Annotated in this window: 44 protein-coding genes and 1 tRNA gene; 31 read left to right on the forward strand and 14 right to left on the reverse strand. The window is 56.8% G+C overall.

Annotated features, from left to right (window positions below):
- Positions 1-709 precede the first annotated feature (709 nt).
- The 13 genes from F0Q04_RS17655 to F0Q04_RS17715 all read right to left on the reverse strand — a co-directional run bounded on the left by F0Q04_RS17655 (position 710) and on the right by F0Q04_RS17715 (position 6,396).
- Positions 710-1,153: a zinc finger-like domain-containing protein gene (locus tag F0Q04_RS17655; RefSeq protein WP_182342621.1), complete on the reverse strand. Its 444-nt coding sequence runs from the start codon at positions 1,151-1,153 to the stop codon at positions 710-712.
- A complete protein-coding gene (locus tag F0Q04_RS17660) occupies positions 1,153-1,737 on the reverse strand; it encodes a recombination protein NinG (protein ID WP_182342623.1) in 585 nt (194 codons plus the stop codon). The genes F0Q04_RS17655 and F0Q04_RS17660 overlap by 1 nt, the downstream gene beginning before the upstream one ends.
- A gap of 106 nt (positions 1,738-1,843) precedes the next feature.
- A complete protein-coding gene (locus tag F0Q04_RS17665; RefSeq protein ID WP_232539390.1) occupies positions 1,844-2,257 on the reverse strand; it encodes a recombination protein NinB in 414 nt (137 codons plus the stop codon).
- Positions 2,258-2,327: 70 nt separating this feature from the next.
- Positions 2,328-2,573, reverse strand: a complete 246-nt coding sequence (locus tag F0Q04_RS17670; RefSeq protein WP_182342625.1) for a hypothetical protein — start codon at positions 2,571-2,573, stop codon at positions 2,328-2,330.
- 491 nt (positions 2,574-3,064) lie between these two features.
- Positions 3,065-3,526 (reverse strand): hypothetical protein, encoded by a 462-nt coding sequence (locus tag F0Q04_RS17675; RefSeq protein ID WP_182342626.1) that lies wholly within the window; start codon positions 3,524-3,526, stop codon positions 3,065-3,067.
- Positions 3,523-4,452, reverse strand: coding sequence for a hypothetical protein (locus tag F0Q04_RS17680; protein WP_182342628.1), 930 nt, complete (start codon positions 4,450-4,452; stop codon positions 3,523-3,525). The genes F0Q04_RS17675 and F0Q04_RS17680 overlap by 4 nt, the downstream gene beginning before the upstream one ends.
- Positions 4,449-4,889 carry an HNH endonuclease gene (locus F0Q04_RS17685; protein ID WP_182342630.1) on the reverse strand — a complete coding sequence of 147 codons (441 nt, stop codon included), beginning with the start codon at positions 4,887-4,889 and terminating at the stop codon, positions 4,449-4,451. The genes F0Q04_RS17680 and F0Q04_RS17685 overlap by 4 nt, the downstream gene beginning before the upstream one ends.
- The gene (locus F0Q04_RS17690; RefSeq protein WP_182342632.1) at positions 4,886-5,158 is read right to left on the reverse strand and encodes a winged helix-turn-helix transcriptional regulator; all 273 of its coding nucleotides are present in this window, start codon (positions 5,156-5,158) and stop codon (positions 4,886-4,888) included. The genes F0Q04_RS17685 and F0Q04_RS17690 overlap by 4 nt, the downstream gene beginning before the upstream one ends.
- Entirely contained in the window at positions 5,155-5,328 is a 174-nt protein-coding gene (locus F0Q04_RS17695; protein WP_182342635.1) for a hypothetical protein, read from the reverse strand. Before F0Q04_RS17695 ends, F0Q04_RS17690 begins: the two co-directional genes overlap by 4 nt.
- 10 nt (positions 5,329-5,338) lie before the next feature.
- Positions 5,339-5,545: a hypothetical protein gene (locus F0Q04_RS17700; RefSeq protein WP_133248025.1), complete on the reverse strand. Its 207-nt coding sequence runs from the start codon at positions 5,543-5,545 to the stop codon at positions 5,339-5,341.
- Positions 5,546-5,563: 18 nt separating this feature from the next.
- Positions 5,564-5,770: a hypothetical protein gene (locus F0Q04_RS17705; RefSeq protein WP_182342638.1), complete on the reverse strand. Its 207-nt coding sequence runs from the start codon at positions 5,768-5,770 to the stop codon at positions 5,564-5,566.
- 45 nt (positions 5,771-5,815) lie between these two features.
- Positions 5,816-6,070 (reverse strand): hypothetical protein, encoded by a 255-nt coding sequence (locus F0Q04_RS17710; protein ID WP_182342641.1) that lies wholly within the window; start codon positions 6,068-6,070, stop codon positions 5,816-5,818.
- Positions 6,067-6,396: a transcriptional regulator gene (locus tag F0Q04_RS17715; protein ID WP_232539391.1), complete on the reverse strand. Its 330-nt coding sequence runs from the start codon at positions 6,394-6,396 to the stop codon at positions 6,067-6,069. Before F0Q04_RS17715 ends, F0Q04_RS17710 begins: the two co-directional genes overlap by 4 nt.
- Between F0Q04_RS17715 and F0Q04_RS17720 the strand changes: the two genes are divergently transcribed.
- The 8 genes from F0Q04_RS17720 to F0Q04_RS17755 all read left to right on the forward strand — a co-directional run bounded on the left by F0Q04_RS17720 (position 6,395) and on the right by F0Q04_RS17755 (position 12,191).
- Complete coding sequence (locus tag F0Q04_RS17720) at positions 6,395-7,066, forward strand: S24 family peptidase (RefSeq protein WP_182342644.1); 672 nt, start codon at positions 6,395-6,397, stop codon at positions 7,064-7,066. The genes F0Q04_RS17715 and F0Q04_RS17720 overlap by 2 nt on opposite strands.
- Positions 7,063-7,416 (forward strand): hypothetical protein, encoded by a 354-nt coding sequence (locus F0Q04_RS17725; RefSeq protein ID WP_182342647.1) that lies wholly within the window; start codon positions 7,063-7,065, stop codon positions 7,414-7,416. Before F0Q04_RS17720 ends, F0Q04_RS17725 begins: the two co-directional genes overlap by 4 nt.
- 74 nt (positions 7,417-7,490) lie before the next feature.
- A complete protein-coding gene (locus tag F0Q04_RS17730; RefSeq protein WP_198424330.1) occupies positions 7,491-7,970 on the forward strand; it encodes a hypothetical protein in 480 nt (159 codons plus the stop codon).
- 78 nt (positions 7,971-8,048) lie between these two features.
- Positions 8,049-8,393, forward strand: coding sequence for a hypothetical protein (locus F0Q04_RS17735; protein WP_182342650.1), 345 nt, complete (start codon positions 8,049-8,051; stop codon positions 8,391-8,393).
- 125 nt (positions 8,394-8,518) lie between these two features.
- Entirely contained in the window at positions 8,519-9,802 is a 1,284-nt protein-coding gene (locus tag F0Q04_RS17740) for an NF038132 family protein (RefSeq protein WP_198424331.1), read from the forward strand.
- Between the two features lie 127 nt (positions 9,803-9,929).
- On the forward strand, positions 9,930-10,277 hold the full coding sequence (locus tag F0Q04_RS17745; protein ID WP_182342653.1) for a helix-hairpin-helix domain-containing protein: 348 nt from the start codon (positions 9,930-9,932) through the stop codon (positions 10,275-10,277).
- 35 nt (positions 10,278-10,312) lie between these two features.
- Entirely contained in the window at positions 10,313-10,783 is a 471-nt protein-coding gene (locus tag F0Q04_RS17750; RefSeq protein WP_182342656.1) for a helix-hairpin-helix domain-containing protein, read from the forward strand.
- A 595-nt stretch (positions 10,784-11,378) separates the two neighbouring features.
- Positions 11,379-12,191 carry a KilA-N domain-containing protein gene (locus F0Q04_RS17755; protein WP_182342659.1) on the forward strand — a complete coding sequence of 271 codons (813 nt, stop codon included), beginning with the start codon at positions 11,379-11,381 and terminating at the stop codon, positions 12,189-12,191.
- A gap of 66 nt (positions 12,192-12,257) precedes the next feature.
- On the opposite strand, the gene F0Q04_RS17760 is transcribed toward F0Q04_RS17755, so the two are convergent.
- A protein-coding gene (locus F0Q04_RS17760; RefSeq protein WP_182345607.1) for an IS3 family transposase occupies positions 12,258-13,633 on the reverse strand; the annotation gives its coding sequence in 2 pieces (ribosomal slippage) (positions 12,258-13,144 and positions 13,144-13,633; 1,377 coding nt in all).
- A gap of 145 nt (positions 13,634-13,778) precedes the next feature.
- Between F0Q04_RS17760 and F0Q04_RS17765 the strand changes: the two genes are divergently transcribed.
- The 23 genes from F0Q04_RS17765 (at position 13,779) to F0Q04_RS17865 (ending at position 26,145) form a co-directional block, all read left to right on the forward strand.
- Complete coding sequence (locus tag F0Q04_RS17765) at positions 13,779-14,006, forward strand: hypothetical protein (RefSeq protein WP_182342662.1); 228 nt, start codon at positions 13,779-13,781, stop codon at positions 14,004-14,006.
- 834 nt (positions 14,007-14,840) lie between these two features.
- A complete protein-coding gene (locus F0Q04_RS17770; protein ID WP_182342664.1) occupies positions 14,841-15,170 on the forward strand; it encodes a hypothetical protein in 330 nt (109 codons plus the stop codon).
- A 60-nt stretch (positions 15,171-15,230) separates the two neighbouring features.
- On the forward strand, positions 15,231-15,374 hold the full coding sequence (locus tag F0Q04_RS17775) for a hypothetical protein (protein WP_182342667.1): 144 nt from the start codon (positions 15,231-15,233) through the stop codon (positions 15,372-15,374).
- 256 nt (positions 15,375-15,630) lie between these two features.
- Positions 15,631-16,071, forward strand: a complete 441-nt coding sequence (locus F0Q04_RS17780; protein WP_182342669.1) for a hypothetical protein — start codon at positions 15,631-15,633, stop codon at positions 16,069-16,071.
- Positions 16,072-16,127: 56 nt separating this feature from the next.
- Positions 16,128-16,204, forward strand: a tRNA-Arg gene (locus F0Q04_RS17785).
- Between the two features lie 69 nt (positions 16,205-16,273).
- A complete protein-coding gene (locus F0Q04_RS17790; RefSeq protein WP_182342672.1) occupies positions 16,274-16,537 on the forward strand; it encodes a hypothetical protein in 264 nt (87 codons plus the stop codon).
- Positions 16,527-16,955 (forward strand): hypothetical protein, encoded by a 429-nt coding sequence (locus tag F0Q04_RS17795; RefSeq protein WP_182342676.1) that lies wholly within the window; start codon positions 16,527-16,529, stop codon positions 16,953-16,955. Before F0Q04_RS17790 ends, F0Q04_RS17795 begins: the two co-directional genes overlap by 11 nt.
- A gap of 1 nt (position 16,956) precedes the next feature.
- A complete protein-coding gene (locus F0Q04_RS17800; protein WP_182342680.1) occupies positions 16,957-17,205 on the forward strand; it encodes a hypothetical protein in 249 nt (82 codons plus the stop codon).
- On the forward strand, positions 17,202-17,333 hold the full coding sequence (locus F0Q04_RS24215) for a hypothetical protein (RefSeq protein WP_269780248.1): 132 nt from the start codon (positions 17,202-17,204) through the stop codon (positions 17,331-17,333). Before F0Q04_RS17800 ends, F0Q04_RS24215 begins: the two co-directional genes overlap by 4 nt.
- 20 nt (positions 17,334-17,353) lie before the next feature.
- A complete protein-coding gene (locus tag F0Q04_RS24220) occupies positions 17,354-17,482 on the forward strand; it encodes a hypothetical protein (protein ID WP_269780249.1) in 129 nt (42 codons plus the stop codon).
- Positions 17,479-17,760 carry a hypothetical protein gene (locus F0Q04_RS17805; RefSeq protein WP_182342682.1) on the forward strand — a complete coding sequence of 94 codons (282 nt, stop codon included), beginning with the start codon at positions 17,479-17,481 and terminating at the stop codon, positions 17,758-17,760. Before F0Q04_RS24220 ends, F0Q04_RS17805 begins: the two co-directional genes overlap by 4 nt.
- 95 nt (positions 17,761-17,855) lie before the next feature.
- Entirely contained in the window at positions 17,856-18,782 is a 927-nt protein-coding gene (locus F0Q04_RS17810; protein ID WP_182342684.1) for a recombinase RecT, read from the forward strand.
- Complete coding sequence (locus F0Q04_RS17815) at positions 18,751-19,371, forward strand: lambda exonuclease family protein (RefSeq protein ID WP_182342686.1); 621 nt, start codon at positions 18,751-18,753, stop codon at positions 19,369-19,371. The genes F0Q04_RS17810 and F0Q04_RS17815 overlap by 32 nt, the downstream gene beginning before the upstream one ends.
- A gap of 40 nt (positions 19,372-19,411) precedes the next feature.
- Complete coding sequence (locus F0Q04_RS17820; RefSeq protein ID WP_182342688.1) at positions 19,412-19,858, forward strand: single-stranded DNA-binding protein; 447 nt, start codon at positions 19,412-19,414, stop codon at positions 19,856-19,858.
- Positions 19,859-19,887: 29 nt separating this feature from the next.
- Complete coding sequence (locus tag F0Q04_RS17825) at positions 19,888-20,220, forward strand: helix-turn-helix domain-containing protein (RefSeq protein WP_182342690.1); 333 nt, start codon at positions 19,888-19,890, stop codon at positions 20,218-20,220.
- Positions 20,221-20,222: 2 nt separating this feature from the next.
- Complete coding sequence (locus tag F0Q04_RS17830) at positions 20,223-20,720, forward strand: hypothetical protein (RefSeq protein WP_182342692.1); 498 nt, start codon at positions 20,223-20,225, stop codon at positions 20,718-20,720.
- 120 nt (positions 20,721-20,840) lie between these two features.
- Positions 20,841-21,587, forward strand: a complete 747-nt coding sequence (locus tag F0Q04_RS17835) for a hypothetical protein (protein WP_182342694.1) — start codon at positions 20,841-20,843, stop codon at positions 21,585-21,587.
- A complete protein-coding gene (locus F0Q04_RS17840) occupies positions 21,584-22,072 on the forward strand; it encodes a VUT family protein (RefSeq protein ID WP_182342696.1) in 489 nt (162 codons plus the stop codon). The genes F0Q04_RS17835 and F0Q04_RS17840 overlap by 4 nt, the downstream gene beginning before the upstream one ends.
- Before the next feature lie 81 nt (positions 22,073-22,153).
- A complete protein-coding gene (locus tag F0Q04_RS17845; RefSeq protein WP_182342698.1) occupies positions 22,154-23,686 on the forward strand; it encodes a Lar family restriction alleviation protein in 1,533 nt (510 codons plus the stop codon).
- On the forward strand, positions 23,686-24,237 hold the full coding sequence (locus F0Q04_RS17850; protein WP_182342700.1) for a hypothetical protein: 552 nt from the start codon (positions 23,686-23,688) through the stop codon (positions 24,235-24,237). The genes F0Q04_RS17845 and F0Q04_RS17850 overlap by 1 nt, the downstream gene beginning before the upstream one ends.
- Before the next feature lie 229 nt (positions 24,238-24,466).
- Positions 24,467-25,114 carry a hypothetical protein gene (locus F0Q04_RS17855; RefSeq protein WP_182340860.1) on the forward strand — a complete coding sequence of 216 codons (648 nt, stop codon included), beginning with the start codon at positions 24,467-24,469 and terminating at the stop codon, positions 25,112-25,114.
- Between the two features lie 198 nt (positions 25,115-25,312).
- Positions 25,313-25,531 carry a hypothetical protein gene (locus tag F0Q04_RS17860; RefSeq protein ID WP_182342702.1) on the forward strand — a complete coding sequence of 73 codons (219 nt, stop codon included), beginning with the start codon at positions 25,313-25,315 and terminating at the stop codon, positions 25,529-25,531.
- The gene (locus tag F0Q04_RS17865) at positions 25,528-26,145 is read left to right on the forward strand and encodes a hypothetical protein (RefSeq protein WP_182342704.1); all 618 of its coding nucleotides are present in this window, start codon (positions 25,528-25,530) and stop codon (positions 26,143-26,145) included. The genes F0Q04_RS17860 and F0Q04_RS17865 overlap by 4 nt, the downstream gene beginning before the upstream one ends.
- Positions 26,146-26,250 lie beyond the last annotated feature (105 nt).

Below are 26,250 nucleotides of genomic sequence, written 5' to 3' on the forward strand. Positions count from 1 at the left end.
GACAACCCTCATGGGCTGGGGTTGCTGTTCGCTTCTTCAAGCACTGGGAAGCTCTCAGTAGGAGATGCCGCACCTTCATACCGCTCGGGTGCGGGCCGCGCTTGCTGCAGCTGGACATGAAAAAGCCCCGCGCTTGGCGAGGCTGGGTGGTGATGGCGCCCGGTTACGCCCGGACCTACATTGCTGCTTGACCATCTTCTAAGCGGGCCGGCTGCGATCTCCGGCTTATCTTCCCCTGCCAGCAAGTCTGTCAGTGGTGGCGGGGTGCCGCACTGTCTGGGTCGGGCTGCACATCGCAACTGTGCGCTTCGCTTAGAAGATGATCCTCATAAAGGATTGATGGTGCCGGGTGCATGGCCAAATCCCGGTTTCTGGTAGCCAGAGCAACCTGGCCATTTGTCGGTGAGGTGCGTTACCGCCAGAACTCTGCACATTGAGCCAGTCTTAGCAGGACTGTTCTTCACCATCACAACTGCTGACTGCATGACGTCTGAATTGCTTGTGGTCGCTTTCGCTCTCGCAGCACTTCGGTTCTCAATCAGCATGTGTGATGGCCCTAGAAGCGGGAACGCTCCGCCATCTAAGGCCTGCCATGGAATGCATGGGATGGTTTATCTGAATCATGGGAGGCCTAAGCACAGCCCAAACTGATTCATCATCAAACTAACGCAGTCCGAACGTTACCACACTTCTCGCTGCGTTACAAGATTTATTTAAGCAGGCTGAACATTCTTCCGCCGTGGGCTGCGCGGCAGGTGCGAACGTGGTCGATCAGCATCTGGGCTGCGCGGTTGGCCGGCTCCTTGCGGTACTTCTCGCCCTTGCACTTCGGGCAGGTGTGCTCCTTGTCGCCCTTGGTCATCACACCAGTGGCATGGCAGACCTTGCAACGCGGATCCACCAGCCACTCGATGGCCGCCACGATTGCCTCAGTCCCGCCTTCCAGCTTCTTCTCCTGCGTGTACTGCAGGAGCGCGGCATAGAACCGGGTCATGTCCTCCTTGGTGGGCTTGGAGATCAGGCGCAGGTAATGGGCTGCCATGTTGCGAGGGCTCATGCCGCTGGCCTTGATGACATCGACCTGGCCAATCTTGTGGGGCTCGTCTGCCAGGCAAGAGGCCAGGGATGCGGATAGGTAGCGTTCTTCAATCATCAGGCTCTCTCTTTCTTCAATTCGTTGGTCTTTGCTCTGTACTCAGCCTTGATGGCCCTCAGCTCGTCTTTTGTCCATTTGTGGACTTCGTTGTTGGCTTCGAGCTGGAGCAGCCGTTCTTCGCCAATACGCCCCAAAAGGCCGATTCGGTAATCTGCGACCCGACCTGAGAGCCAACGATTGCAGTGCTTGCACTGGCCGTGAGCGTTATCAGGATGGAAGCGAAGGTGCTTGGCGGCACCAGTGCTGCGGTAATGACCGCAATCAACCCCACCACCAACCCCATAACTGTCCAGCGCTTGGCCGCACGATATGCAAGGTTGTCGCTCGTCTCGAACGCGGATATATGCATTGAATTCCTTCTGAGCCTCTTTGGTCAGCTCGTTGATTGACTTAATCGCCTCCTTGCGGCGCTTCGTTTCGGCTCGCTCTACCTTGGCAGCGGCCCGGGCGCGCTTGGCTTCCTCTCGCTCCTTCTTGGCGGCTTGCGCCTCTGCCCACGGCTCGATGCATTCGGGGTGGATTCGATGATGGCCATGTAGCTTGGTGCGGCAATGTGGACAAAGCGTGCGGCGGAAGGTCATGCCATCACCCCAAACATGAATGCCACAAACAAAAACCAGCCCCAGCCTGGTAGCCCCAGCGCAGCCAGAACGAAGCCGCAGAGCATGGTGAAGAATGCAACATCCTTCATGCCTGGCCCTCCACCGCCTTGAACCGAACGCCCCGCTCTGCCCCGAATGCCTCCATCAGGGTCTGCAGATCGGCCATCTCGGCCTTGGTCATCTTGGAGGTGGACTGGCCGCAGACGACGAATCCGCCATCCAAGCCAGGAACAACCTTGGTGCGCTTGAGCGCGGCGCTGAAAACATCCTTCCATTCCTCAGCGGTCAGACGGTGGCCGTGCCAATCCACCTGGGCGGAGATGTCGGAGAGCATCGCCCACAGCCGGCGATTCTGCGCATCGCTGCGCTTCTCTGGCCGGATCTCCAGGGTGAGGCGGTGGCCAGACAGAATCCAAGGCTTGACGAAGCCCCACGCATGCATGAGGGCCTTATGCGCTTGGATGGGCTCCCACAGGGAGAGGCTGATGCGCTCAGTCACGGCCAGGGCCCATGTCGATAACGGGCAGCTTAAGCAGGTCCGCCTTGCCACCCTCTTGGGCCACCAGCCGCTACCCAAAGAAGACGACCTTCTCTGCGTCGTACAGCCCATCCTTGTAGCCAGCCTTAGCCTTTCCCATGCGAGCTGCTGCCCGGCGCCACAATGCCTTGAACGCATTGCCCTCGGCGTAGTTCATGCCAAGCGCCTCGATGATGTCGTTGCACTCAGCAGCGTATGCGCCGCCGCCAGAGGTTGGGCTCTCCACCTCAACGGTGTAGTAGCTCACGCTGCCGCCTGTGTATTCGGTATTGCTCATGCGATTTCCTTCACGGGTACTGGCTCCCATTGCAGGGTTTCGTCTTCGCCGTCGTTGTCTCGGATGGGGCGGAGCGACTCATCCGGGGCTATATGCGCCTTTCGAACCCCTAGTTGGTTGGATATGTAGGTCATCAATTGGTCGACAACCCAGGTTTCGCCAGGCTTGTGAAATTGAATTCCGTCCAAAACGTCTCCAGCGCAGAGGCGTCTCTCGCACCGGACAATGCGCCCCAAGTCTCCAAAGTCGCTCGCTACAACAATCGCCAAATCTCCAGGTTTGCAGTTCATCCCCTCACCCCTTCCTGTTGAGCCAGGCATCCCTGGCCTTGATCACATTTACCGGTGCAGCCTGGTGGCTGTTGCATGTTTGGTGTGGTGGCAGGAACCGCCACGATGGGCCAAACTCGCATGGCGCCATGTGGTGCTTTGCCATCGGTGTTGTTTGGCCGGACGAGTCCTTCAGCTGCCAGTGTTTGCAGGTTGCACATGTCACTGGGCCTCCCGGGGTTGGTTGTCGCCCACTGCCTCACGGGCAAAGCGAACGGTTGTTGGGTTCAGCTTCTCGCCGGCGCGCACGCGGTTCAGGATCGTGTGGGCCCAGGCCTTATCTGCGCGAGGTTCGAGGCGCTTGAGCATGGGCGCAAGTCGCTTTAGCTGCTCAGCAACCACGGCAGGTGATGCGGCCGGCGCTGGCAGTTGCTTGTCCTCAGCTCGGGGGCTCTTGCGTGCCAGGTCGCGGAACTGGAAGACGGTTGGCGGCTTGGCCGGGTCCAGGTGGGTCAGCGCATGCGCGATGCCCTCTGGGAAGCGTTCAAACCCAGCCAGCTCATGCGCCCAGTCGGACTTCACAGCGTTCAGGTCGATGCCCTCCCATCGGCCCAGGAAGTCCCGGCCGTAGGCCAGGGTCAGTTTCGTGAAGATCTTGTCGATCCATGCTGCCGGCAAGCTCATGCTCCGCCTCCAATTCGTTTCTGTGGCTGCTCAATGCGCCGAGCCGCGACCTCAATGGCTTGGTTCTTGAAAAAATCGGTGGGCGAAGCTTCTGGAGCTTGCCGGGCAATGGACGGTACGACCTCTTGGGCCCGCTCGCGCATCGAGCGCTGGTAGCCGGTTTCGCCGCTGCGCTGCAGGACTCCAGAATGTTGGATCAGGGCATTGCCGCCATTCTTTGGCTCGAACAGGCCTTGCCATCCAGCAATTGCTGCGTTTTCCAGGGCTTGGGCGTAGTCGATGCCTTCTGCTTTCCACTTGGCCAGCTTCTCAACAGCCATCTGCTTTTGTGCATCGGTGGCGTTTTTTCGTTTGGCACAGGAGTGCCATGCATCCCAATGGGCTTGATCAATCCAGTCCGGCAGAACAAAGGTCGAGGCGCGCTTGCGCGTCTTCTTCTCTGCAGTAATCTCTGTAGTAATCTTTTCTTTATTAACGGATTGCGCTTCTGTCGCTCCGCCAACTGCGTTTTCCGCACGCCCCGGATTGCGCATTTCGCTGTTGCCCAAATGCGCTTTGTGCATTTCCCGGATTGCGCTTTCGTCGTTCGGGAACTGCGGCACGTTCCAGGCGTCAAAAGCAATGTCGACTGCGGCCAAATCCAGGCGGTAGTAGACGCGGTGCTGGAGGCGCTTGTGGGTCTCGATCAGAACGCCCATCTCCGTCAGGATCTTGCGTGCTGTAGCCTGCTCACGGTATGAGAGGCCGGTTTCCTCAGTCCACTCTTCCGCAGTTTTAAAAACGCCCATTTCCTCTGCCGAGCGCGATTGCCAATAGTGCAGTTGTGCGAAGAAGATGGATGCATTCACGCTGCCAAAGAACTTGGAGAGCTGTGGGTAGTAGGCGATGGCACGGCCAACGTTCGCCAGGGATGAAGTAAGACTCACGCCTTGACTCCCTTCTTAGAGTTGCAAGACTTGCACATCGTCTGCAGGTTCTCCAGGGTGGTAGCTCCCCCTTTGGACTCTGGGTGCTTGTGGTCGCAAGTCAGGTTCTTGTGAGTGCCGCATGTAACGCAGCGATAGGCATCACGCTCGAAAACTTGGGTGCGCAACGCGGGACGAATGACAACCTTGGCGTAAGCAGGCTTGGGACGCGAGGCGGCTTTCTCTAGCGCGGTTTGTGCGCCCAACTCTTGCGCGAGGATTTCCAGAATGCCGCCGCCACCACCATCACCCCACCCCCAGATGGCCAGGAGGAGATCGCTGTTGTCGCGTGCAAAAGTCTTCAGCGCATCCACTGCGCGCCCTTCTCGAGCAATGCATTGATCAAGCGTTATGCCCTGATAGGACACCTCGGCTGTTTTGTGAGTGCCGACAGTCATACAGCCTCCCAGACGCGATACCCATTGCGCAGCAGGTCTTCGCCTTCAAACTGCACAACCTGCACCTGGCCGCGTGCCTGCAGCTCAGGCAGACGGCGGCAGACCTGCTCTACCGACAAGCCTGTGATCCTGGCTATTTCTCCGGCCGTCAGGCTCTTCTCGTCGTCCAGCGCAGCCAGGATGCGAACGTTGTGGTAGCGAGCAAACAGGACTGCGCGCTCGCCTGCGATGACGCTGGTGATTGGGTCGCTTGCTCGGGCGTTGTTCATCGCAGGGCTCCTTTCAGAATTCGTTGGGTCTTGAGGGTTGATGCCTGGGCCTGAGCCCCGCTTTCGATGTAGTAGCCGTGGTAGCGAGGGTTGCGGTCTACTGTCTTGAGGATCCGGGGCTTGGTGAGCCGGGATGCGAGGGATTCGTTACGCTTGGTGAAGGCATTCATACCGAATCCGTTACGCAAAAGTGTTTGGGAGGGTGCGCCGCTTTGGGAACGGCACGACGGGAGCGGCAGACAGCTTGGGGATCAGGTATCTGCGCTGGATCTCTGCTGAGATCAGTTCGGTTACTAGCTCGTCAACAGTGACGCCCTGTTCAACTGCTTCGGCTTCTAGTGCGGAGAGGTCATTGCCTGCAAATGTGGTGTCATGGGTTGGTTGCACTGGGGAGTTCCTGAACGGTTACGCATAAGCGCGTCGCTTTTCCTCGGCACCAGTTGCAGACTTGGAGCCATGCAAATGCTTCAAAGCCTCCATGGCCAATTCACGGATGAAGACGGACGGCTGTACGCCGTGCAGCTCAGCCATCGCTTCCACAACACGCATCTCGGTGCTGTTCAGCGACAGGTTCACGCGCTTGGAACGAATGTGGACAGGGTCTGCATACATGGTGTGTTCTTCCTCTCTCTACAAAAACACGGGGTTGGAAATCAGTTAGGCAGCAAGAGCGATGGCCGCTCTGCGCATGGAATGGATGGATTCGTCGGGCAATGCCAGATACAAGCAGCGGTGGACGAAGTTCACGAAGACGCGCATATCGCCCTCGGCAGCCTTGCCTCTCATCAGGTCTGCGCCATAGAGGCGGTCGAATTCAGTGATGAGTTCGGGGGTGTCCAAGGCCACTGCGATGCAGGCATCAAATGCAGGGTCTGCATATGCCATCGGCAGTGGGAGGTGTGATGCAGTCATGCAGCCTCCTTTTTGCTCTTGATGAGTTCTGGCCAAATGGCGCCCCACTCACTTGGGTACAGGTCTTTGCGAGTGACCTGCCCGTCAGTTGCTTGCTCGATCGCTACTGCGTAGGCAGGACTTGGCCGGCGGTTTTGATAGCCATCCCGCCATTGGCGAACCTGGGCATCACTCTTCGCACTAATGCGCGCACGCAACTCCCCAACGCTGAGGGCGTTTGGCTTCAAGAAATACTCGGATAGCTTCATGAAAACAAAGTCTATAGCATTTGCTACAGTTTCGCAAGTAGCTTTTGCTACTGAAGCATCTGCTACTGTCTGGCTCATGGATGAACATGAGCTTCAGGAGTGGCGCATTAAGCGTTTGGCAGACCTTGCCCAGCGGGAAGGGGGCAACGCTGCGCTTGGGCGTCGCCTTGGGTACAAAGACGGCGCGTACGTAGGTCAAATGTTGCGTGGCGAGCGCGTAATCAGTGAAAAGACCGTGATGGCGGTCCACAACATCCCAGGCTATACGGGATGGTTCGACACCGAAGATGACGCCGTCAGACCAACTTTGATAGCGCTAGAAAACAACCCAGATTTCCCTGCAATCCGGCGAGTGGTGTTCAAGCTGTCGGCCGGCGCATCGGGTTTTAGCGTGTCATATTTGGATGGCTCCGCCCCGCCCATCGTCTTCCAGCGCAGCTGGTACGAGAGCAAAGGTTACAGGCCTGAAAAGCTGTTCGCGACTACTGTAGTGAACGGGAGCATGGAACCAGGTTTGTACGACGGCGATACTGTCGTAGTAAATACGGAGCAGACTGAGCCAATGGATGGCACAGTCTTCGCTGTTAACTATGAGGGTGAGCTCGTCATCAAGCGCTTAGTGCGTGACGAGGGTAAGTGGTGGTTGTCTTCAGATAATCCTGACAAGCGCCTGTATCCGCGCAAGGCATGCCATGAAGGAGTGTTTTTGCTCGGGGAGATCGTCCATAAGCAAAGCGAGCGAATATGAAGATATTGGTGATTGGAGCCGCTTGTGTAGCACTACTTTCAGCGTGTGGGAAATCTGACAATACCAATGCGGCGGCCGTGTCCACTCAAATGGGTTATGAGCTTGGGGCAGCCAACGGGGCAAAATGCAACGCAGAAGCATTGATCATTGCGAAGATCATGATCAACGGCGGGCCGAACGCAACGCCCACCTATCCTGATATGGATTACTCAAGCCCTGTGGTTAGGGACATGCTCGAAAAAGCTAGAAGTCTTCCCGTATCGCCTGCTAATGCAGCCAAGCAACACTTTGATATCTGCATGGAGACTTCCCTTCAGGCCTTCACGAAAGCGAACAAGTCCGGACAATGACTGACGCCTGTTGAGCGCGTAAGGATCTGTAAGACAACATCTTATAAAATGTTGTTTTTTGTTACGAGTGCAACATGAAAACTATTTTGTCTGGGGTGGTTTGTGCGGGGCTGGTCCTTACGGGCTGCTCCACTGCATCGAAGGATATTGCGGCGTCTTATGTCTCGCCAATGCAGTACAACACATACGATTGCGATCAGATCACTGCTGAGAACGCACGCCTATCAGGCAAGGTTACACAGCTTAGCGGCAGACTTGACGAGGCCGCCTCGAATGACAAAGCGATCACTGGCGTGGGAATTGTTTTGTTCTGGCCGGCCCTCTTCGCGCTGGGCGGTACGAAGCAACAAGAGGCGGAGTATGCAAAGCTAAAGGGTGAACATGATGCGTTGCAGCAGGCTGCCATTCTCAAGAAATGCAGCATGGGTACACCCACACTTCAAGCTAAGCAGCCCAGCGAGACGGCAAATAAAATTGCTGTAGCGGACCAAGTTGCATCCACACCTCAAGTCCCGGATGCCACTCCTCCCGCTGAAGTAGCCAAACAAGACTGACACCCTCTCCCCACCGCTATGCCGCCAGTGCTAGGGCGCGCTCGGTCGGTTGTTCGCTAAAAAATAACTGGAGTTGATGTGAAAAATTTCTATTTGCTAGTTGCGTGTTTGCTCATAGGCGGTTCGTCCTTCGCCGCGAAACCGCCTGCCATCAACCAAAAAGCGCTTAAGGAAGCATTTGAGGACACGCTGAAAGATGCGGACAGCGCTAAATTCAAAGATCTCACTCAGACGCCCTCTGAAACGGCTGGGGCTTGGCGCCTGTGCGGGTCTGTGAATGCCAAAAATAGTTATGGTGCATATGGCGGCTATGAACCATTTCTCGGCATGACTTTTGTCGAGAAGGGTAAGCCGGTGCAGTACGTTGTACTTGGGATGGGAGAGGCAGCGGGGATGGTCTGCCGAGGCGAAACCAAGCAATGAGTGCTTTAGCCCTCCCCCGCTGCGATGCCGGCGGGGGCAACATCCACCCCACCCAGCAGCTCGCAGACGCGGGCTTTTTTACGTCTAGTGTTTGTGATTGCGGGATATCCCTGTCACTAGTTTCAGTGATAGACAATTCGCAACAATCTGTTTACATTTATTGCTTTATAGAAAATTGTGAACCTCGTCGCCTGGTCTGTCCAAGGGGCCTTGCCTTCAAACAGTTCAAAGCCTTGAATCACCACTTTGAAGGGTGTGTTCATTCGCTTCAATTTGGAGCTCAACTCTCAGGAGAAAAAATGAAAGTTAAGACTCTTTTGGCTACAGCCGGATTAGTTTTCTCAGTCCAATCTTGGGCAATCGACACCACCGGCTGGACATGCAGCAATCTGATTGGATGTGGGACTTCAACGGCAGACGGTGTAGTCACCGATGCTCCTGTAGCAGGTACTACTGGCTACGCATGGGTGAGTACTCAAATAAATGCCGATGGCTCGAGCTCTGGTGATTTTGACTTGACCAAGTTGCCCACCGGCGTGCCAAACACAGAAGTCAGGAACGGCGCAACCTATACTTCGCCACTCTTTGCAGTTCCTGCAGCCGGTGCACCCATTAGCTTTCAATTCAACTATGTCACTAGTGATGGGGCAGGTTTTTCAGATTTCGCTTGGGCAAGACTTCTAGACGGATCTGGTAATGAAGTTGCGCTACTTTTCACAGCGCGTACAGATCCAGTGGAATCGGTAGTGCCAGGTAACGGAATGCCTCCGCCCCAAGCAACACTCACTCCGCCAAGTGTGCCGATCATTGCGGGCGCTCCGACTTGGTCTCCATTGGGGACTGCTGGAGGCGGCACGGGTTCATGCTACGACGCAGGATGTGGCTACTCGGGTTGGGTTGAAGCTACATACAATGTCCCTGCGGCAGGATCCTACCGACTTGAAATCGGAGTGGTCAATTGGTCTGACAATGGTCAGCAATCCGGTTTGGCGGTTGACGGACTTCTGGTTGCTGGCCAGCTACCCTCAAGCTTGGCTTTGACGAATCCCGGAACATTGCCAGCCTTTACCAAGCCTGTGTACTCTGGATCAGTTGCAAACCCCGGCACATCAACCACTGTGGACCTAGTTGTTACTGGTCCTAATGGGTACGTCGAAAACATTCAGGCTACTCTGAACCCCGACAATACCTACAGTATTCAAGGTGCAAGTTTGCCCGCTGGTCAGTACTCTGTGACCGCAACACTCACCGGTACAAGTAGCACTCAAACACAAGACTTTACGGTGACAGCGCCTCCTCCACCGACTGCCCCTCAGACAGTCCCTACTATAGGTGGCATCGGCCTGCTGCTGCTCTCTGGGCTGGTTGCCGGATCCATGGGCCTCATGCGCCGGCGCAAATCGACTTGATCGACAGCCCTCTTCGGAGGGCTTTTTCATGGGTATCCGTTACATCTTCTTTCCAATTCTGTCGCGCAAACAACTAAAAACATGGGCTTGTAAGTGTTCGTCAGTTCTGATTTGTATGATCTTATTCATGAATTGGATGACCGACGAAACACACGATCAAGAAAGCGCATTGCTGAAGGAAATTTTGCCCCCAAGACTTTGGAGGGCCCTGGCAAGAAACGGCATTACGACCATGAAAGAGGTACGACGGCTCTACCCGGAAGAACTGCTGCAAATGCCCGATATAGGCCCCCGAACATTCAGAAAGATCGAAGCCCTTCTTTTCCCTGGTCAGTCCTACGTACCTCACTTCCGCGACGATCTGAAGAACGATGCCCTCGATGGGAAATCAAAGTATCGCCCTGCTCTATGGCGCGCGCTCATGGAATTGCAGAGGGAAGATAGGGAGTCGGCACAAGCTGGGTCCAGGAGCTAGGATGACTCCGCATTCAAATTTATGATGCATGCAACATGCATGAAGACACAACCACGCCGCAACCCGAAACACCTCTGGGTGACGTTCTTCAACCCCGAGTGAAGCGTATTCTCGAAAGGAATGGGATTCATACGGTGGAAGCGCTGCGCATGGCCTATCCGCATCAGCTTGTGAAGATGTGGGGCCTGGGCATGTACCGCTTCCGAACGATTGAGAAAGCGTTCTTCCCAGATAAGTCGTTCACACCAGCACGGATCTATTCACCAGTGCGACACATCCGCGGCTCATCTCTTAATGGCGCCCTCGACCCTTCCACAGTCATGGCCTTGCTGAGGGCTGGAATCACGACTCCTGAGCAGCTGAAGGCGGTGGAGCCGGCAGCGCTTCTCAAGATCAAGGGTCTCGGTGTGAACAGGCTTCGTGAGATTGAGCGGGCGTTCTTTCCAGGTCAACACTACGAGATCCCGCGCGGCAGGAAGCAGGCAGAAGTGGACGACGTTGCCTGACTTGTGATGTGGGGTGCAGGCTGAGGGGGATGGAGGGCGTGCTTAATCTAAAAGGAGGATGGCCCGTCATTGATCAGCGTTTTGCACTTTTGAGTAAAGAAGTTCGAGATGCGCGATGGCATCCATATTACGGAATGCGATCCCGCAATATAAAAATAGAACAACTGGATGTATGCTCAGTATGCAGAAGTAGTTTCGGATTTCCGAAACGCTCAAAAATTAGGCACCATATTTTTCAAATTTCGGAATCCAGCTAAGTTCGCGGAAAAGCCATGGTTTTTCAACTTATCCACAGACTTGCGAACAAATTTATACCTGCAACTTAACCACAATTTTGCGCGTTGCGACTCTGCTATCATGAGTACCGTGTAGGAGGATCTTTTACAGAATCTCCTAACGCAGTGCACAAAGCAAAACGGCCATCCATTTCTGGATAGCCGATCACTTTGAGCAAACAAGAGCAGTCGCGAGGATCCCTAGAAAGAACCGCTTCTGCATTCTATTGCAGCCTCAAGTATACAGGGTTGAGCACTGCTGTGCATCAATATTTTTGTAAACAGAGGCTGCATGGCCACTCGTGCTTGAAGGGCACAACATGCAAACTCATCAATACTCTCTCACCCTCATCAGCCATCAGGTTCAGAACTCCATAGTGGAGCAGCGCGCGGTGGATGGCTACATCAATGCCACCGCCATGTGCAAAGCGGCTGGAAAGAAATTCGGCCACTATCGTGAAAACGATGGCACGGATGACTTCTTGGAGGCGCTATCAGCGGATGTCGGAATTCCGATATCTAAACTAATTCAAGTGCTTAGGGGCGCAAACGTGACCCAAGGCACTTGGATTCATCCACAAGTAGCGATTCATCTAGCTCAGTGGCTATCGCCTCAATTCGCCGTACAAGTATCCAAGTGGGTGTTCGACTGGATGAGTGGCAAAGGAGCACCCACCAAGCTCCCATACCACCTGGAGCGGCACTTGCTCAACCAGAACAAAATCCCGCTCGGATCCTTTTCCGTGCTACAGGAAATGACTAACTTTCTGGTCGGCCCGATGGAGGCTAATGGTTACCGCCTGCCAGAGAAGTGCATGCCCGATATCTCACATGCGAAGTTGTTGTGCAAGCACCTGCGCGATGAGCACGGCGTGAATACGGATGCCTTGGAAAAATACACGCACACGTTTCCTGACGGCCGTGAAGTGCAAGCAAACCTGTACCCAGTAGATTACCTTGGGGCATTCCGTCGCCTGATGGCCGAAGTATGGATGCCGCGACACGCTGCTATCTACTTTAAGGCCAGGGATCCAGCAGCATTGCCCGCCCTGGACAAAATACTGCAATTGAGCCCACCAAAAACAAAACAAGCTCTGCCAGCAAATAAACCTCGGTTTAAGCGCTCCGCGTAAGAGCCTCTATCCCCCGACTTCAAACCCGCTAAGTGAACTGACCCCAAGAAGTTGGACAGTTGGAAGCTAGGGACTGAAGGCCTGAATCCGGTATTGCACCGGACTCAGGCCTTTTAGTTTTAGCTTGATGCGTTGGTGATTGTAGTAATGGATGTAGTGGTGAAGACCTTCTTGAAGCTGCGCCACACTGCTGAACTTGTTGAGGTGGAAGAACTCGGACTTCAAGGTTCCGAAGAAGCTCTCCATCGCTGCGTTATCCAAGCAATTGCCCCGACGTGACATGCTTTGCACCAGGCCATGATCGGCCAGCAAGCGGCGATAGGCACGACTTTGGTACTGCCAGCCCTGGTCGGAATGCAGCAATGGTTTTTCCTCCCTGCCCAGCTTGCCTAGCGCCTTGCGCAACATGTCACCCACCATCTTCAAGCGCGGTTGCGTATTCATCTGATAGCTCACCACCTCGCCATTGAATAGATCCATGACAGGCGACAGGTATAGCTTTTTACCCAAGACGTTGAACTCTGTCACGTCCGTCACCCATTTCTGGTTAGGCTGCTCGGCCATGAACTGGCGCTGCAACACATTGGCCACGTCCGCGTGCTGCCCGGCGCGATAGGAGCGATATTTCTTGGGCCGAACCAGGGACTTCATCCCCATTACCTGCATCAGGCGCTGCACGCTCTTGTGGTTCACATGACAGCCATTGCGCTTGAGTTCAAGCGCAATACGCCGATAGCCATAGCGTCCTTTGTGAAGCTCGTAGACAGATCGGATCTGAGCCTTGAGCTCAGCGTATTTGTCGCCTCTCCTGTGCACTTGAGCCTGGTAATAGAAGGTGCTGCGCGCCAGCTTACCTGCCCGCAGCAAGTCCTTGAGGTCGTGATCTGGCCTTAGCTCAAGCACTATCCGCGCTTTTTCTGCGCAGCTTGTTTTTTCGCCTGAACCAAGGCCTCCAATTTTTTTAGGTACGCCACCTCCGCGCGCAGGTACTTCACCTCTTTGAGCAAATCTGCGTGCGAACGCGTGTCGTCCGCAGACATAACTGCTTGTGCCTGTGCGGGCTTGGCTGTGGGTGGGTTTGGCATCTTCTTGGAGCGTCCTCTTGGCCGGGGTGCAAGTGCTTGCGGCCCACCGTCGTGATATTGCAGCTCCCAGGCGCTGATGACACCCGTGCCACCCCGGATATCAAACAAGGTAATCGTCTCTCGTGCAGACAGATCATCTCGCCACATCCGCTGCAACACTGCCAGTTTGAAGTCAGCGCTGTAGCGACTGAACTTCTTGCGCAACCCTGATAGGCCATGCTGCTGGTAGCTCTTTACCCAACGTCGCACTGTCGCTTGGTCGAGACCGTGAGCATGGGCCAGTGCTCTGAACCCATGCTGCCCCTGCACGTAGCCCTGGACAACTTCCAGCTTGTAACTCTCGTCGTACTTCGCCATGAAAAACACCCCAAAGGTTGGATTGATGTCCAACTTTTGGGGTGCAGTTCAAAGCGCGGGTTTTTTAACACCCAGTGAAATGCCCAAGCCACCTCCGGGTGGCTTTTCTTTTGCCTGCGCTGTAGCATCGCAGAAGGAGGCATCCATGACCAATTCAGTAGACCCCTATATCGAGACCTTCCGCCTGCAGGCCGAGCGCATGGACGAGTTGGGCATCCCCTGCGACCCAGATGCAGCGATGGTGCTCCTCGCGCAGTTCATGGCCGAGATCGAGGGGAGCATCTCGGAGGAAGAGATGTTCTCCTTAGCCGAGATCGGTGGCCACCTTTTCCGCGAGGGCCTCCGACGGAAGATGGAAGGGAGTGGCAAGTAGCCAACCAACCGCCTCAGGGCGGTTTTTTGTTGCCCGGGTGGCCATGAAGCCGCAGCAGCAAGATGCTCCGCCCCCTCGAATCCTCGTATTTGATGTGCTGTTGCTACAGCCCATATCAAAAAAAAAGAAACATGTAGCATTTGCTACTTGCATAGATCAGTAGCATTTGCTACAGTACACCCATCGCAGCAACGAACGCGAAACGACCGAAGGGGTAGCGATCCGGCCCCTGAACCGACTCGATGCAAGAGGAAGGTCTAGCTCCAGTGGAGCGCAGCTAGTTGCACCAGGCGATGGGTGGTTAGCGATTGCGCAGCCTCCGTCTTGTTCACGGTAAGTGATCAACGCAGGTGCCGGGTGAACCGGTGTGTAGCGGATGTGAGTCCGGGGATCGAGCGCATGGGCGCTGACGATGGAGCAACTCAGCCAGGCCGCCTTAGCCTCAACAGCTTCGACGCACATAGACGCTTTCAACGTCGCGCGCTGGGAATTGCACCCAGCGAGAGCTAAAAACGCAGACGCCGCCGGGACGGGTTCCCGGTAGCCAATAGCAGCTCAGTGCTGCGAAGGAGCAAACATGCGAGATGCATAAGCCGGAAAACCCGGCTGCCACCTGGCCGAGCAGTCTCTCGGAGTTGCCGATAGGCGAGTTACCCGGGCAAAGGAAGCGTACAGAGCGCACGGGGTACTAGGGAGTGGCGAACCCGTAACGCAAGCAGTGAAGCCTATACGTACACGACCCCGAGCAATCGGCGCTCCCCTCTGGGCGACATCAGAGGGAAATCACAAGGCGCTTCAACCGAGGCGCCTTTTGCTTTTTCAAAGGAGAGAACCATGGGTCAGTACCACAAGGTCTACAACCTAGACAAGCGCGAATTCATCCACCCGCACCGCATTGATAACGGGCTCAAGTTACTCGAGCAAGTTGGCCATATGAAGTCAACGTCTACCGCCCTTTTCCTTCTTCTGGCAAACAGCAACGGGCGCGGCGGCGGCGATGCGCCAAAGCATGAATTGATTGGCAGTTGGGCAGGGGACCGCGTTCTGATTCAAGGCGATTACGCCCACGAAAGCGATCACGGATACGTCGATCCGGAGGAACTAGAGGCGTTCACAGACATTTCAGGTGACGTGAATGAAATCCTAGCCCTGGTGGATGACTAACCCTCAAGCGCCCTACTCAGGGCGTTTTCAATTTATGCGCACAGGCGCGGAAGGATGATGATGGATAGCAACAACGGATTCTGGGATCGTCCGGCGGATGAGCGCGCAGAAGCAATGCGCAAAGCATCCGACCGGGGCGGGGTTGAGAACTTCTTCGACCTGCCGCCAGAAGAGCGTGCCACCGCCTACGAGCAAGCGGAGTAAAGCACCCCAAGAGCATCAGATCAGATGATTTGATGCTTTGGGTACTCCTCGAAAGAGGGCCATCAAGAGAGACGACAACCAGCGGCTTGCGCAGCCAATGGTGGATGTTCTCGACGTACTGAGCGACACGGATAGGAGGCGCCTCCGAAGCCGGTCATCCAGTCGTCTCCCTTGATGGTGGACTTGCTAAGCGTCCGGGGATAAGCATGTCGCGCCCGGCCACCATCCCCTATTCAAAGGAATGCATATGGTCCCCATGAGAAAAAGCAAGGAGCGTGACAAAGAAAGCAGGCTCAAAGAGTTGACTGGTTTCGGCGTCGAATACTCAACAAAGGATGGTGTCAGCTTCTTCACCACCAACGTGCCCACACCGTTTGAATTCTGGCCAACCACTGGCGCCTGGCTCAATCGGTCTACGCGGGAGAGAGGCAAGGACTTTGCAGATTTGAAGTCGCAACTCCTCAGCGCCGATGGCGAGCCGGTGGCGGATAACAGATGCTACGCCCCGCCTGCTCCAGTTGAGCGAGCCCAGAAAAACAAGGGCGATCGCTGCATAAAGGTCAACGTTAACGTTGATGGCAGATTCTTCTCAGTAAGCAGCAAGCGATTTGCAGTGACCGATGCGAGCCAGATGCAGGGTGCACGCGAGCAACTTATGCGGGACATTGCAGCAGGCATTGATGCAGAGCTTCAGTAGAAGCCTGCCCATATTCATAAATGCAGCCAACCCTGGCCAATCTATTCACAAATACCGCGTCATTAGCTCAACTGGATAGAGCAGCTGAATTCTAGTCAGTAGGTTGAGGGTTCAAATCCTTCATGACGCACCACAAACACACTCCAGCACTACCACGCTGGATTTGCCCGCCCTGAGCGGGCCTTTTTATTTGGGAGCAACCATGAGTGACTTGTCCAACATGAGGCGCCTAGCTCGCGGGCAGGCCGCTTGGGATGCGATGGAGCCGGACTACGACGATCCGCCCGTGCCGATGTCGGTGCACATGGAACTGGTCGACAAGTTCTTCAAGGTGCGCGACCAACTGGCCCAGTTGCTTGAAGAAGCCCGCGACGGCGGAGAAACGCTTAACCGCATCCGGTGCTGCTCAGGCGATCGCCTGCTGCGCCTTTGCAACGAGATTGAGGGGATTGAAGATGACGAGTGAGAAGCTGAAACCTACGCCAGGGCCTTGGCGCTACCGCCTAGGTGACGAGTGGAGCCAATGCGTAGTCACTGATGATGGGGAGTACCCTGATGGCCGACCAAAATCTTGGACTGTTGCCAGCTTGAACAGTCGGCGCGACGAGAAGGAAGACAACGCCCGCCTGATCGCCGAAGCCGGAACCGTTTTCCACGAGTGCGGCCTGAGCCCTCGGGAGCTGCTGGAAGCGGTGAGGGAAAAGGATGCCCGCATAAATGAGTTGGTGGATGCCTTGCGTGGAATTACAGAGATGTGTGAATTCCATGGAGACTTTTCAAACGGTGTAACCGACCCGACCGGAACCATAGACGAGGGAAATGTTCGAGCATGTGAGTTCATTCACGCCGCCCGCGCCGCTCTCGCCAAACACAAGGAGGTGTGAGATGGAAATAGCAAAACATGCAAAGCCTGGCGCTCGCTATCGCGTCACCCCTTGGAATGACATCAGCAAGCCAGGCGCTCCTTTGGTGGGCTATGGCCTATCTGAGAAAAAGCCGGGCGAGCGGTTGTACAAACTCATAGCCTGGAAAGGAGAGATCCATCCATGGAAAACGCTGGCCACTGCACGAGAGGCAGTAAAACTTCTGAATGAGGCATCAGACCGCGCTCTCCAAAAGGAGAAGCAATCATGAAGCGCTACTCCATCTCGATCAACGGAACGATCCACGAACAAGAGCTTGCCGACATTTGGAAGGCTTGGGAATTTGTGCTGTCCCAAGACGACGGCAGTCCAATGAAAGTGAGGGTTTTGCAGCTATGACCACCACCCCCATGCTGACCATGCCAACCCGAGCACTGTGCCCCGAGCGAGGCCAGAAGCCCAGCCGCTACGTGCCGGCCCTCAAAACCGACATCCGCAAGACCTTTACTAAGTACCGGCGCCTACAAGCGCTGCAGGAGAAGAAATGACTTTCCCATACACCGGCTGGGTGCTGATGCCCAGCTTTACGCCAAAGCAAGAAAAGTTTGTGAGCCCGTATGGCTTTGGTGACGAGCAGAAGGAATGGCACAGAACTGAGAAGCACAAGCTGGTTCATGTTGACTCTATTTATTTCTGCAAGGCCGCCGCGATCTACGCCGGCAACCAGCGCCTCCGTGATCAGCAGGCCGCTCTGGATAAGAAGCAGGCCAACATCAACAAGCGCCGTGCAGCGCTGGAAAAGGCGGCTGGAGAGTCCAAGCCTTGAGAACCCTCTTCCACGCATTCCTCTGGAGCGCCATAACGGCGCTTTCTTTTTTTGCGGCCGCTCTTCGTGCGGGCGCGATTGTTTAAGGACGCACTATGAGCGCCATCCAAGCCATCACCAACTACGTCTATGGGGCTGAATCCAGCTTCCACGGGGCGCTGGCCGACCACTCGCTCAACTTTGAACGCGAGGCAGGCTTTGCCATCCAGATCCTGACTTCTGGCGACTACATCGCCAAGCTGGCAGCAGGTGACCGCCAATCAGTGGTCAACGCGGTAACGAACATCGCTGCCATCGGCATCAGCCTGAACCCAGCGAAGAAACAGGCCTACCTTGTCCCCAGAAAGGGGAAGGTCTGCCTAGACATCAGTTACATGGGCCTCATTGATCTTGCGATCGACTCCGGCTCCATCATGTGGGCGCAGGCCGAGCTGGTTTGTGCTGGTGACGCCTTCGCGCTGAACGGCTTCGACAAGCCGCCGACCCACTCCTACAACCCGTTCTCTCAGGATCGCGGCGAGGTCGTCGGAGCCTATGTGGTGGTCAAGACGCATACCGGCGACTACCTCACCACCTGCATGAGCAAGGCCGACATTGACGCCATCAAGAATCGCTCCGAGTCAGTCAAGGCGGGTAAGACTTCGCCCTGGGACACGGATTACGGCGAGATGGCCAAGAAGACTGTCGTCAAGCGTGCCTACAAGTACTGGCCCAAGTCTGAGCGCCTGGACCAAGCCATCCACCACCTGAACACAGAAGGCGGTGAAGGACTTGCAACATCGGCAACTCCAGCTCCTGCCCCTGCAGCAGAGGCACCGCCCGCATTGCTGGAGAAAGCAGACGCTGCAGCGAAGAAAGGGACCGAGGTCTACAAGCACTTCTGGAAATCCCTGTCCGCCACCGACCGCCAATTGCTAGCGGGGCATCACATCACGCTGAAAAACGTCGCAGCTACCGCTGACGCTCAGATTACCGATGTGGAGGCAAAGCATGAAGATATGCGAAGCAGCGCAGAGAACTGACGATTGGTATGCAGCCAGGCTAGGCAAGGCCACCGGCAGCCGATTCGCTGATGTCTTGGCAGGGGGCAAGGGCTTGACCAGAAAGGCCTATGCCACCCAGCTGGCCCTGGAAATCATCTCAGGGAAGGCTGCCGAGACATACACCAGCCAGGACATGGAAATCGGCACTGAGCGCGAGCCCGTCGCCCGCGCCGAGTATGAAGCCCTGACAGGCGACTTCGTGGAGGAAGTGGGCTTCTGTCTGCACGACACCCTACCCGCTGGTGTCTCGCCTGATGGCCTGATTGACGCGGATGGCGGTGTGGAAATCAAGTGCCCCAGAGCAAAGACCCACGCCGAGTACCTAGAGCTGACCCGCGAGCCCTCAGCCTACACAGCCCAGATTCAGGGGTGCATGTGGGTCACGGGTCGCCAATGGTGGGACTTTGTCAGCTACCACCCCGATTTCCCAGAGAACGCACGGTTGATTGTTCGACGCATCCCAAGGGATGAAGCGTTCATTGAGAAGCTTCAACGCGCCATTGAGGAGTTTTCCCAAGAGGTGCATCGAACAGTCGACCTGATCCGCAACTACAAGAACGCGGCATAACCAACACCCTCCGGGAAGGCCGGAGGGACGAAAGGACGAAATGAACGTAATCACAATCGCAGGCCGAATCGGCAAAGATGCCGAAATCCGCCACACCAGCGGAGGCAAGTCTGTCGCATCGTTCAGCGTGGCAGACGACCAAGGACGCGACAAGGGCACCATCTGGTGGAACTGCCAACTGTGGGGTGAGCGCGGCGAGAAACTCGCGCAGTACCTCACCAAAGGCAATAGCGTCACAGTGACCGGGAATGTGACTGAGCGCGAGTACGAGGGAAAGAAGTACTACGACATTCGCGTCAATGACGTTGCCCTGCAAGGCGGCAAGCAATCTGGCGGCGATAGCCAAGGCAGCCAGCGCGCTGCACCGGCTCCGCGACCAGCTCCGGCACCTCGACAGGGTGGTGGTGGGTTCGATGACATGGAAGATGACAGCATCCCATTCATCGACCCTATGCGCCGCAGCCTCCGTCTGTGTTCAGTGATCTAACCCAGGACCGCCCAAGAGGCGGTTTTCTTATGGCCAAACAATTCACACCAGAGATGGAAAAGCGCCTCATAGAGATGCGCAAGAAGGGGCTTTCTGCCAGGCAGGTTGCTGCAGAGCTGGGAGTCGCCAAATCCACGGCTGCCAGCCGTATGGCTCTGTTGCCCAAGCCGTGCGGGCGGGACAAGCTGGGCGAGAAGCTCGGAGGCGGTTCTATCAGCTTCAAACCTGGCGCGAAGATCGTCATGCCCAAGGTTGTCAAGATTCAGCGCCATGTGAGCGTGCTGAGCGACAAGGCGCCTGTTTGCAATGCCACCGTGCGCGGCCTACCCTACGACGGCAAAGAGCTGGCATACCGGAGGTAGCCATGGAAGTGATGATGAACCGAGAGCAGCGCCGGGCCGCCAGGCGGGCCAAGCCTCCGCGCCGTGGTGCTGGGCACATCCAGATGCCGGTCAACATGCGCTTCAGCGCAGAGGAAGAGACGTGGATGATGCTGGCCCCAACTCAGGGCGCGAATACGTTTCTGGACGGGACTGCGGATCGTGATATTTGGAATTCAGTTATGGGGCGCATCAATTTTGCTCTCATCCTGAACGACAACCATTTCAATGAAGGATGGAGTGATCTTCACGCGGGCCGCCTTGTAATGAGAGAAGTGCGAGAGATAGGCATCGCCACGGGCTCATGGTCGATGACAAATGAGCAGCACGGCGTTGTCATGACCGCACTGACCTTGGCGAACCAGATGCAAAAGATGTGCACCCGCCGCGAGCTGCGTGACGCAATGACCGACATGATGGGTCAGCTCGAGTACAACAAGCAATCCGACGCCATCAAGGACAAGCTCGACGCCCGTACTTGATCCGGGATTCCCCCGGAACAAAAGCGACTCCCTGGCTAACCACCGCCCCCCAGTGGGCCCCTATTCACAGCCCGCCCTGAGCAATCGAGGCGGGCTCTTCTTTTGAGCAGAGATACTGGAATGATTCATTACCACGGGCTGCCAATAACGCCGGAGACTGCCGCCGCGCAGGTGCTGCAGGCAGGACACGGCTTTGTGTCTTTTGCAGAACCGAGAAATTTGGGGCTGGCTGCCAGTGTGTGCCAGTCGTTCGCCGTGGATAACGGCGCATTTACCGCCTGGAAACAGGGTAGGCCGGTAGCTGACTGGCGGGGCTTTTACGACTGGGCGGCCGATGCAAAGAAGATCCCATCCTGCGACTTCGCGGTGATCCCAGATGTGATTGAGGGCGGGGAGGCTGACAACGATGCGCTTTTGAATGAGTGGCCATTGGGGCGATTCTTTGGCGCTCCAGTGTGGCACATGCACGAAAGCCTGCAGCGGCTTGAGCGGCTGGCGAGCGACTGGCCGCGCGTGTGCATTGGCAGCTCGGGCGAGTTTGCCACCGTTGGCAATGCACTGTGGTGGGGACGTATTGGCAAAGCCATGTCAGTGGTCTGCGACGAACAAGGCCGACCAGGGGTAAAGCTTCACGGTTTGCGCATGCTCAACCCCTTGGTCTTTAAGCACTTGCCATTCGCCTCTGCAGACAGCACAAACATCGGGCGGAATATCGGTATTGACCAGGCCTGGCGCGGCTCTTACTCCCCACCGACCAAGGAGGCCCGTGCCGTCGTAATGCGCGCTCGAATTGAATCCCAAAACGCACCTACCCGCTGGATCTGTGCACCCGCAGAGCCGGCTATTGAACAAGGAACACTTCTGTGACAGCTTTCGCAATCTTCATCTATGCCGGCGCGCTACTACTCGCCAATCTCAGCGCAGCTACCTTCGGGCCGTGGGTGACACCGCTGAATGCTTTCGTGCTGATTGGGCTTGACCTGGCACTGCGAGACCTTCTGCATACGCGGCTTCGCTGGTGGCAGATGCTGCTGTTGATAGCAGGGACCGCTGCTGCATCTTGGCTGATCTCGCACGATGCAGGGCGGATCGCCATCGCGGGGGCTGCGGCCTTCTTCCTGGCTGGAGCCGTCGATTGGATGGTGTTCGCAAAGTCCCGAGGGACTTGGACCAAGCGGGCTCACAAAAGCAATCTGGCCGGAGCAGCCGTGGATTCACTGGTTTTTCCGGTCATCGCCTTTGGAAGTCTGCTGCCTCTGATTGTTTTGGGTCAGTTTGCTGCAAAAACATTGGGTTCAGTGCTTTGGGTGCATCTACTTAAACGCATGCATCCGGCCTCTGAGCCCAACTGAGAAGTTATCAGGTCACGCGACTTACAGCGACCACCTACCATAGCCCGCCCTGAGCGGGCATTTCCATTTCTGGAGCCCAACATGGCTGAAAACAACTCTTCCGCTACCCTCCTGCCCTGCCCGTTCTGCGGCGCAACAGCTGCAGTGCAAAACGAGAGCCCTGCCGACAACAGTGGCGGCTACTTCGTGGAGTGCAAGTCCTGCGGCGCCACTACCAACCTGCGCTACGCATGCGGCGACGATCCACTACCTCTGCTGGTTGCGCAATGGAACGCCCGCGCTCCCTCCAAGACTGCCGAGGAGGCTGCACATCAGCTCCTCATAGCACTACGCACCATCGCAGCATATCCCGTCACAAACTTGCTGATGAATATGGATGCAGCAAATATGCAACGGATCGCGGTCCGGGCTCTGGAAGCACAGGCAGCGCCCGCAGCAGTGGCTGTGCCTGAATGGGACAAGATGCGCCGAGGATTGGCGATGCTGATACTCGGTTTCGCCGGGCGAACCGATTGCACTGAATCAGCGGCGGAAGCGGTCCTTGATGCAGCGACAGAGCCAGGGATGCCGCTCGAAGGGTTGCGTACCGCCCTTGCCGCTACCCCAGCCCTTCCAGCTACCGAGGATTCCTCGGCAGGTGACCTGGCCCGGACGCTTCCTGATGGCTGGGTTCCCTGCACTATCACTTATGAGGGTCAATACCACGAGGATGTAGCTTACGGCCCAACGATCATGATGGGGCGCCTGAAAAAATGGCTGGAACGCTACTTCGCATTAAAGGCAGAGGTGCAGGCCGAGCCGGTGGCCGAGGTAGAGATTTTCGAGGGTCGCGGGTACAGTGCCTCGCTCAATCGGGATGCCCTTGTAAAGCTAGCGCCAGGAAACTACCACCTTTACACAGCACCCCAGGCCCAGCCCGCTTTCCAGCAGCGCGTGCAGCCCTGGATGATGGAATGCTTTGGCGTCGAGCATGCTGCCGATCGCAAGAAACGCAACCAGCACTTTCTGGAGGAGGCACTGGAGCTGGTGCAGTCCACCGGCTGGACGCAGAGCGAGGCGCACCAGCTGGTCGACTATGTGTATGGCCGCCCATGGGGCGAACCCGCGCAGGAGGTAGGCGGCGTGATGGTCACCTTGGCCGCTCTGTGCCTGGCCAATGGCTTGGACATGCACCAGGCGGGCGAATCGGAGCTAGCCCGCATCTGGTCCAACGTTGACAGCATCCGCGCGCGACAGGCGGCCAAACCCAGCTTCTCGCCACTGCCCCAGGCCCAGCCCGCTGATGCGCTGGATGCGGCGCGGTATCGCTACCTTCGGGATGGGTGGACATACCACTATCAGCATGAGTCGCGCGAAACACTCGACGCCTCTCTCGACGCCGCCATGGCTGCAGCCCAGACCAAGCCCGCTGATGCGCTGGATTGGGCTGTGCAGCGCTGGAATGACGAGGTGCGCAATCGCCCAATGGTGAACATTCACCGCCGCAGCCTGGATGACACCTGGCGGCAAGTCATCACCTACCTGGGTGGAGACGCTTGCAAGCTGGTCGGACCATCGCACGATGATTTGCTGGCTGCAGCCCAGGAAGGCGGCAATGCCGCAAAGGAGGCGTGATGTCGCAAGCAACTGCACAGCAAGTGGCATTGCTGCATCACACCCTCGGCATGAGACCAGAGCAGCGCGAGGGACACCGCAACCACTTCGTGGCTGGCTCCGGGCATTTTGACATGCCGGATTTGGAGGCGCTTGAAAGCATGGGACTGATGATCCGCACACGCACGCCAGCTTTCTGCGACCCCGAAGACATCGTTTTTCGGGCTTCTGAGGCGGGTCGCGCACTTGCGATTGAGCAGCTGCCAGCTCCAGTGCCGCCCAAGATCCAAAGCCAGCACCACCAATGGCTCGATGCCGATTCAGGCTTTTCGTTCGGAGAGTGGCTTTGCGGAGGCCGTCTGCCAAGGTTCGAGACTCGCGGCTATCGCGACTATGGGCCACGCAACACGCTGGAATACCGCATGTACCGTATGTCTGGGTACGGCTACAACGCTTGGCGTGACGTAGAAGGTCAGTGGGCCAGCACCAAAAAGGAAGCGAAGGCCAGTTACAAGCAAGCGCTAAAGGCGTACCGGGCCGCCCAGCGCGCCCACCAGAGGGCGGGCCAGTGATGCGAACTCTAGCCCTTATCGCTATCGCAGGCGCGGCATACAGCCAGCCGATCACCATGCAGCAGTTTTACCACTTCACTGGCCGCGTCGTACCTGGCGCAGTCGCTGCGAGGTGCGAACAGGCTGGCGGCTGCTATGTGCTCACACACAAGGAACTGATGGACGGCCTTCAATCTGCGCATCGCGCGGGGCAAAGATCGGCCCAGGCCCAACCACAGAAGGACAGCAAATGAAAGAAACCGGCTTGATGTTCAAGGCGCCGCTGGTGCGTGCCATTCTGAGCGGCCAAAAAACACAGACCCGCCGCATCGCCAAAGACGTGCGCCACCCTGACCTCGGTAACTGGTACACGCCTGGCGCCCTGGCGCTTGAGGGTGAGCCGCCGCATGTGATTCATCGGGCATGCCCATTAGGCCAGCCCGGCGACCGCATCTATGTGCGCGAGACATTCTTGCAAGGCTACGACTACGACCCAGTTGCCGACCGACTGAAGCAATATGACGAAGACGGGAACGAGCTCCCCAAAAAGACCTGGTTTCGAGCTACCGACAACCATATTTCATGGACCGATGAGGACGGCTGGGAAACCAACACCCCGTGGAAGCCTGCCATCCACATGCCCAAAGCGCTCGCTCGCATCTGGCTGGAGATAACCGGCGTGCGCGTGGAGCGGCTGCAGGCCATCAGCGAGGAAGACGCCGAGGCCGAGGGAGTTGGCTTTTTGCGCTCAGTGCCCGACGCTGATGAAACGCTTACCGCGAAGCAACTGTTTGAGTGCCTATGGGACTCGACCGGCGGCGATTGGGCCGCGAACCCGTGGGTGTGGGTCATCGACTTCAAACGCATCGACCAGCCCGCCCCCAAGGAAGCACCATGACCAGACGCGCAACCATTTTTATGGGACACGGGCGCCTTGCATCTCTTGCAATCCTAGCCATGCTCCTGCCCGGCGGACAAGCCGTCAAGGCAGTTGCTGAGCCAATTGCCAAACAAGGCCCCCCGTTGCCCCGCGAACGCCGGCGCGCGCAGTGGAAGGATGAACAACAGCGCCGTGGACGGCAACGATAGGAGCACCATGACCGAAAAGCAAATGACAGAAAGCCTTGGCGACGCACTGCCACAGGAAATCCAGCGAGTGCAAGAGCTGATACCAATGTATGAATCAGTGCAAATGGGGTTCATAGCTGGAGGGCTTATGCGTGAGTCAATCCGAGCCGCACATGAGGCGATGATCGCTGGCGATGTTGTCGCAATGCTCCAGGCATACGGAGATCTGAAAGGCTACAAGGCATGACCGACAAGACAGAAGCACAGCCCGAAGCGCTGGAGCTGGCCGACCGCCTGATGGGCAACGCACAGATCGACGAATGCGAGGGCTGCAACCCTCTCGTGATTGCCCTGGAGCGCTCTGCCGCCGCCGAACTGCGCCGCCAGCACGCCGAGATACAGCAGCTCAAGGCCCAGCTATCAGCGCGGCAGGCTGCGCCGGATGGGTGGCGCCTTGTGCCGGTGGAAGTTGTGAACCTTTACGACTTCATGTGCCTAGCGTTTGTGCCAATGACCGGACAGCATGAGCAGATAGCTATCAGCCTGAAGCTTGCCAAGGCCGCCATGCTCTCAGCCGCCCCTCCCCCACCTGAGCGGGAGCCGCTGACGCCTGACTCTAGCGACGTGGTCACCGATGAGGAGATGCAGAGCGCATTCGCCGGCACAAACTTTGGGACCAAAGCTTACCGCCATCTACTGCACCAAGCTCTGCTCAAAAAGGCGTGCGAATACCACTGTGGGCACACCATCACCCAAATCATGAAGGAGCTGGGCTTGATCGGCGTCACCGGCCGCCCACTACAGAAAGGAATAAAGATGCTGCGCATCGCCTACCGCGAGCAAATGATGGAAGGGCCATGACACATGACCACCAAGCGCTCCCGCAAATGGGGTGACAAACGAGCACCATTCCGCGAACAAGACGAACCCGAGCCCCGCCAATGAGCGGGGTTCTTTTTTGCCCAA

The sequence above is a fragment of the Comamonas koreensis genome (genome assembly GCF_014076495.1).
Classification (GTDB): Bacteria; Pseudomonadota; Gammaproteobacteria; order Burkholderiales; family Burkholderiaceae_C; genus Comamonas; species Comamonas squillarum.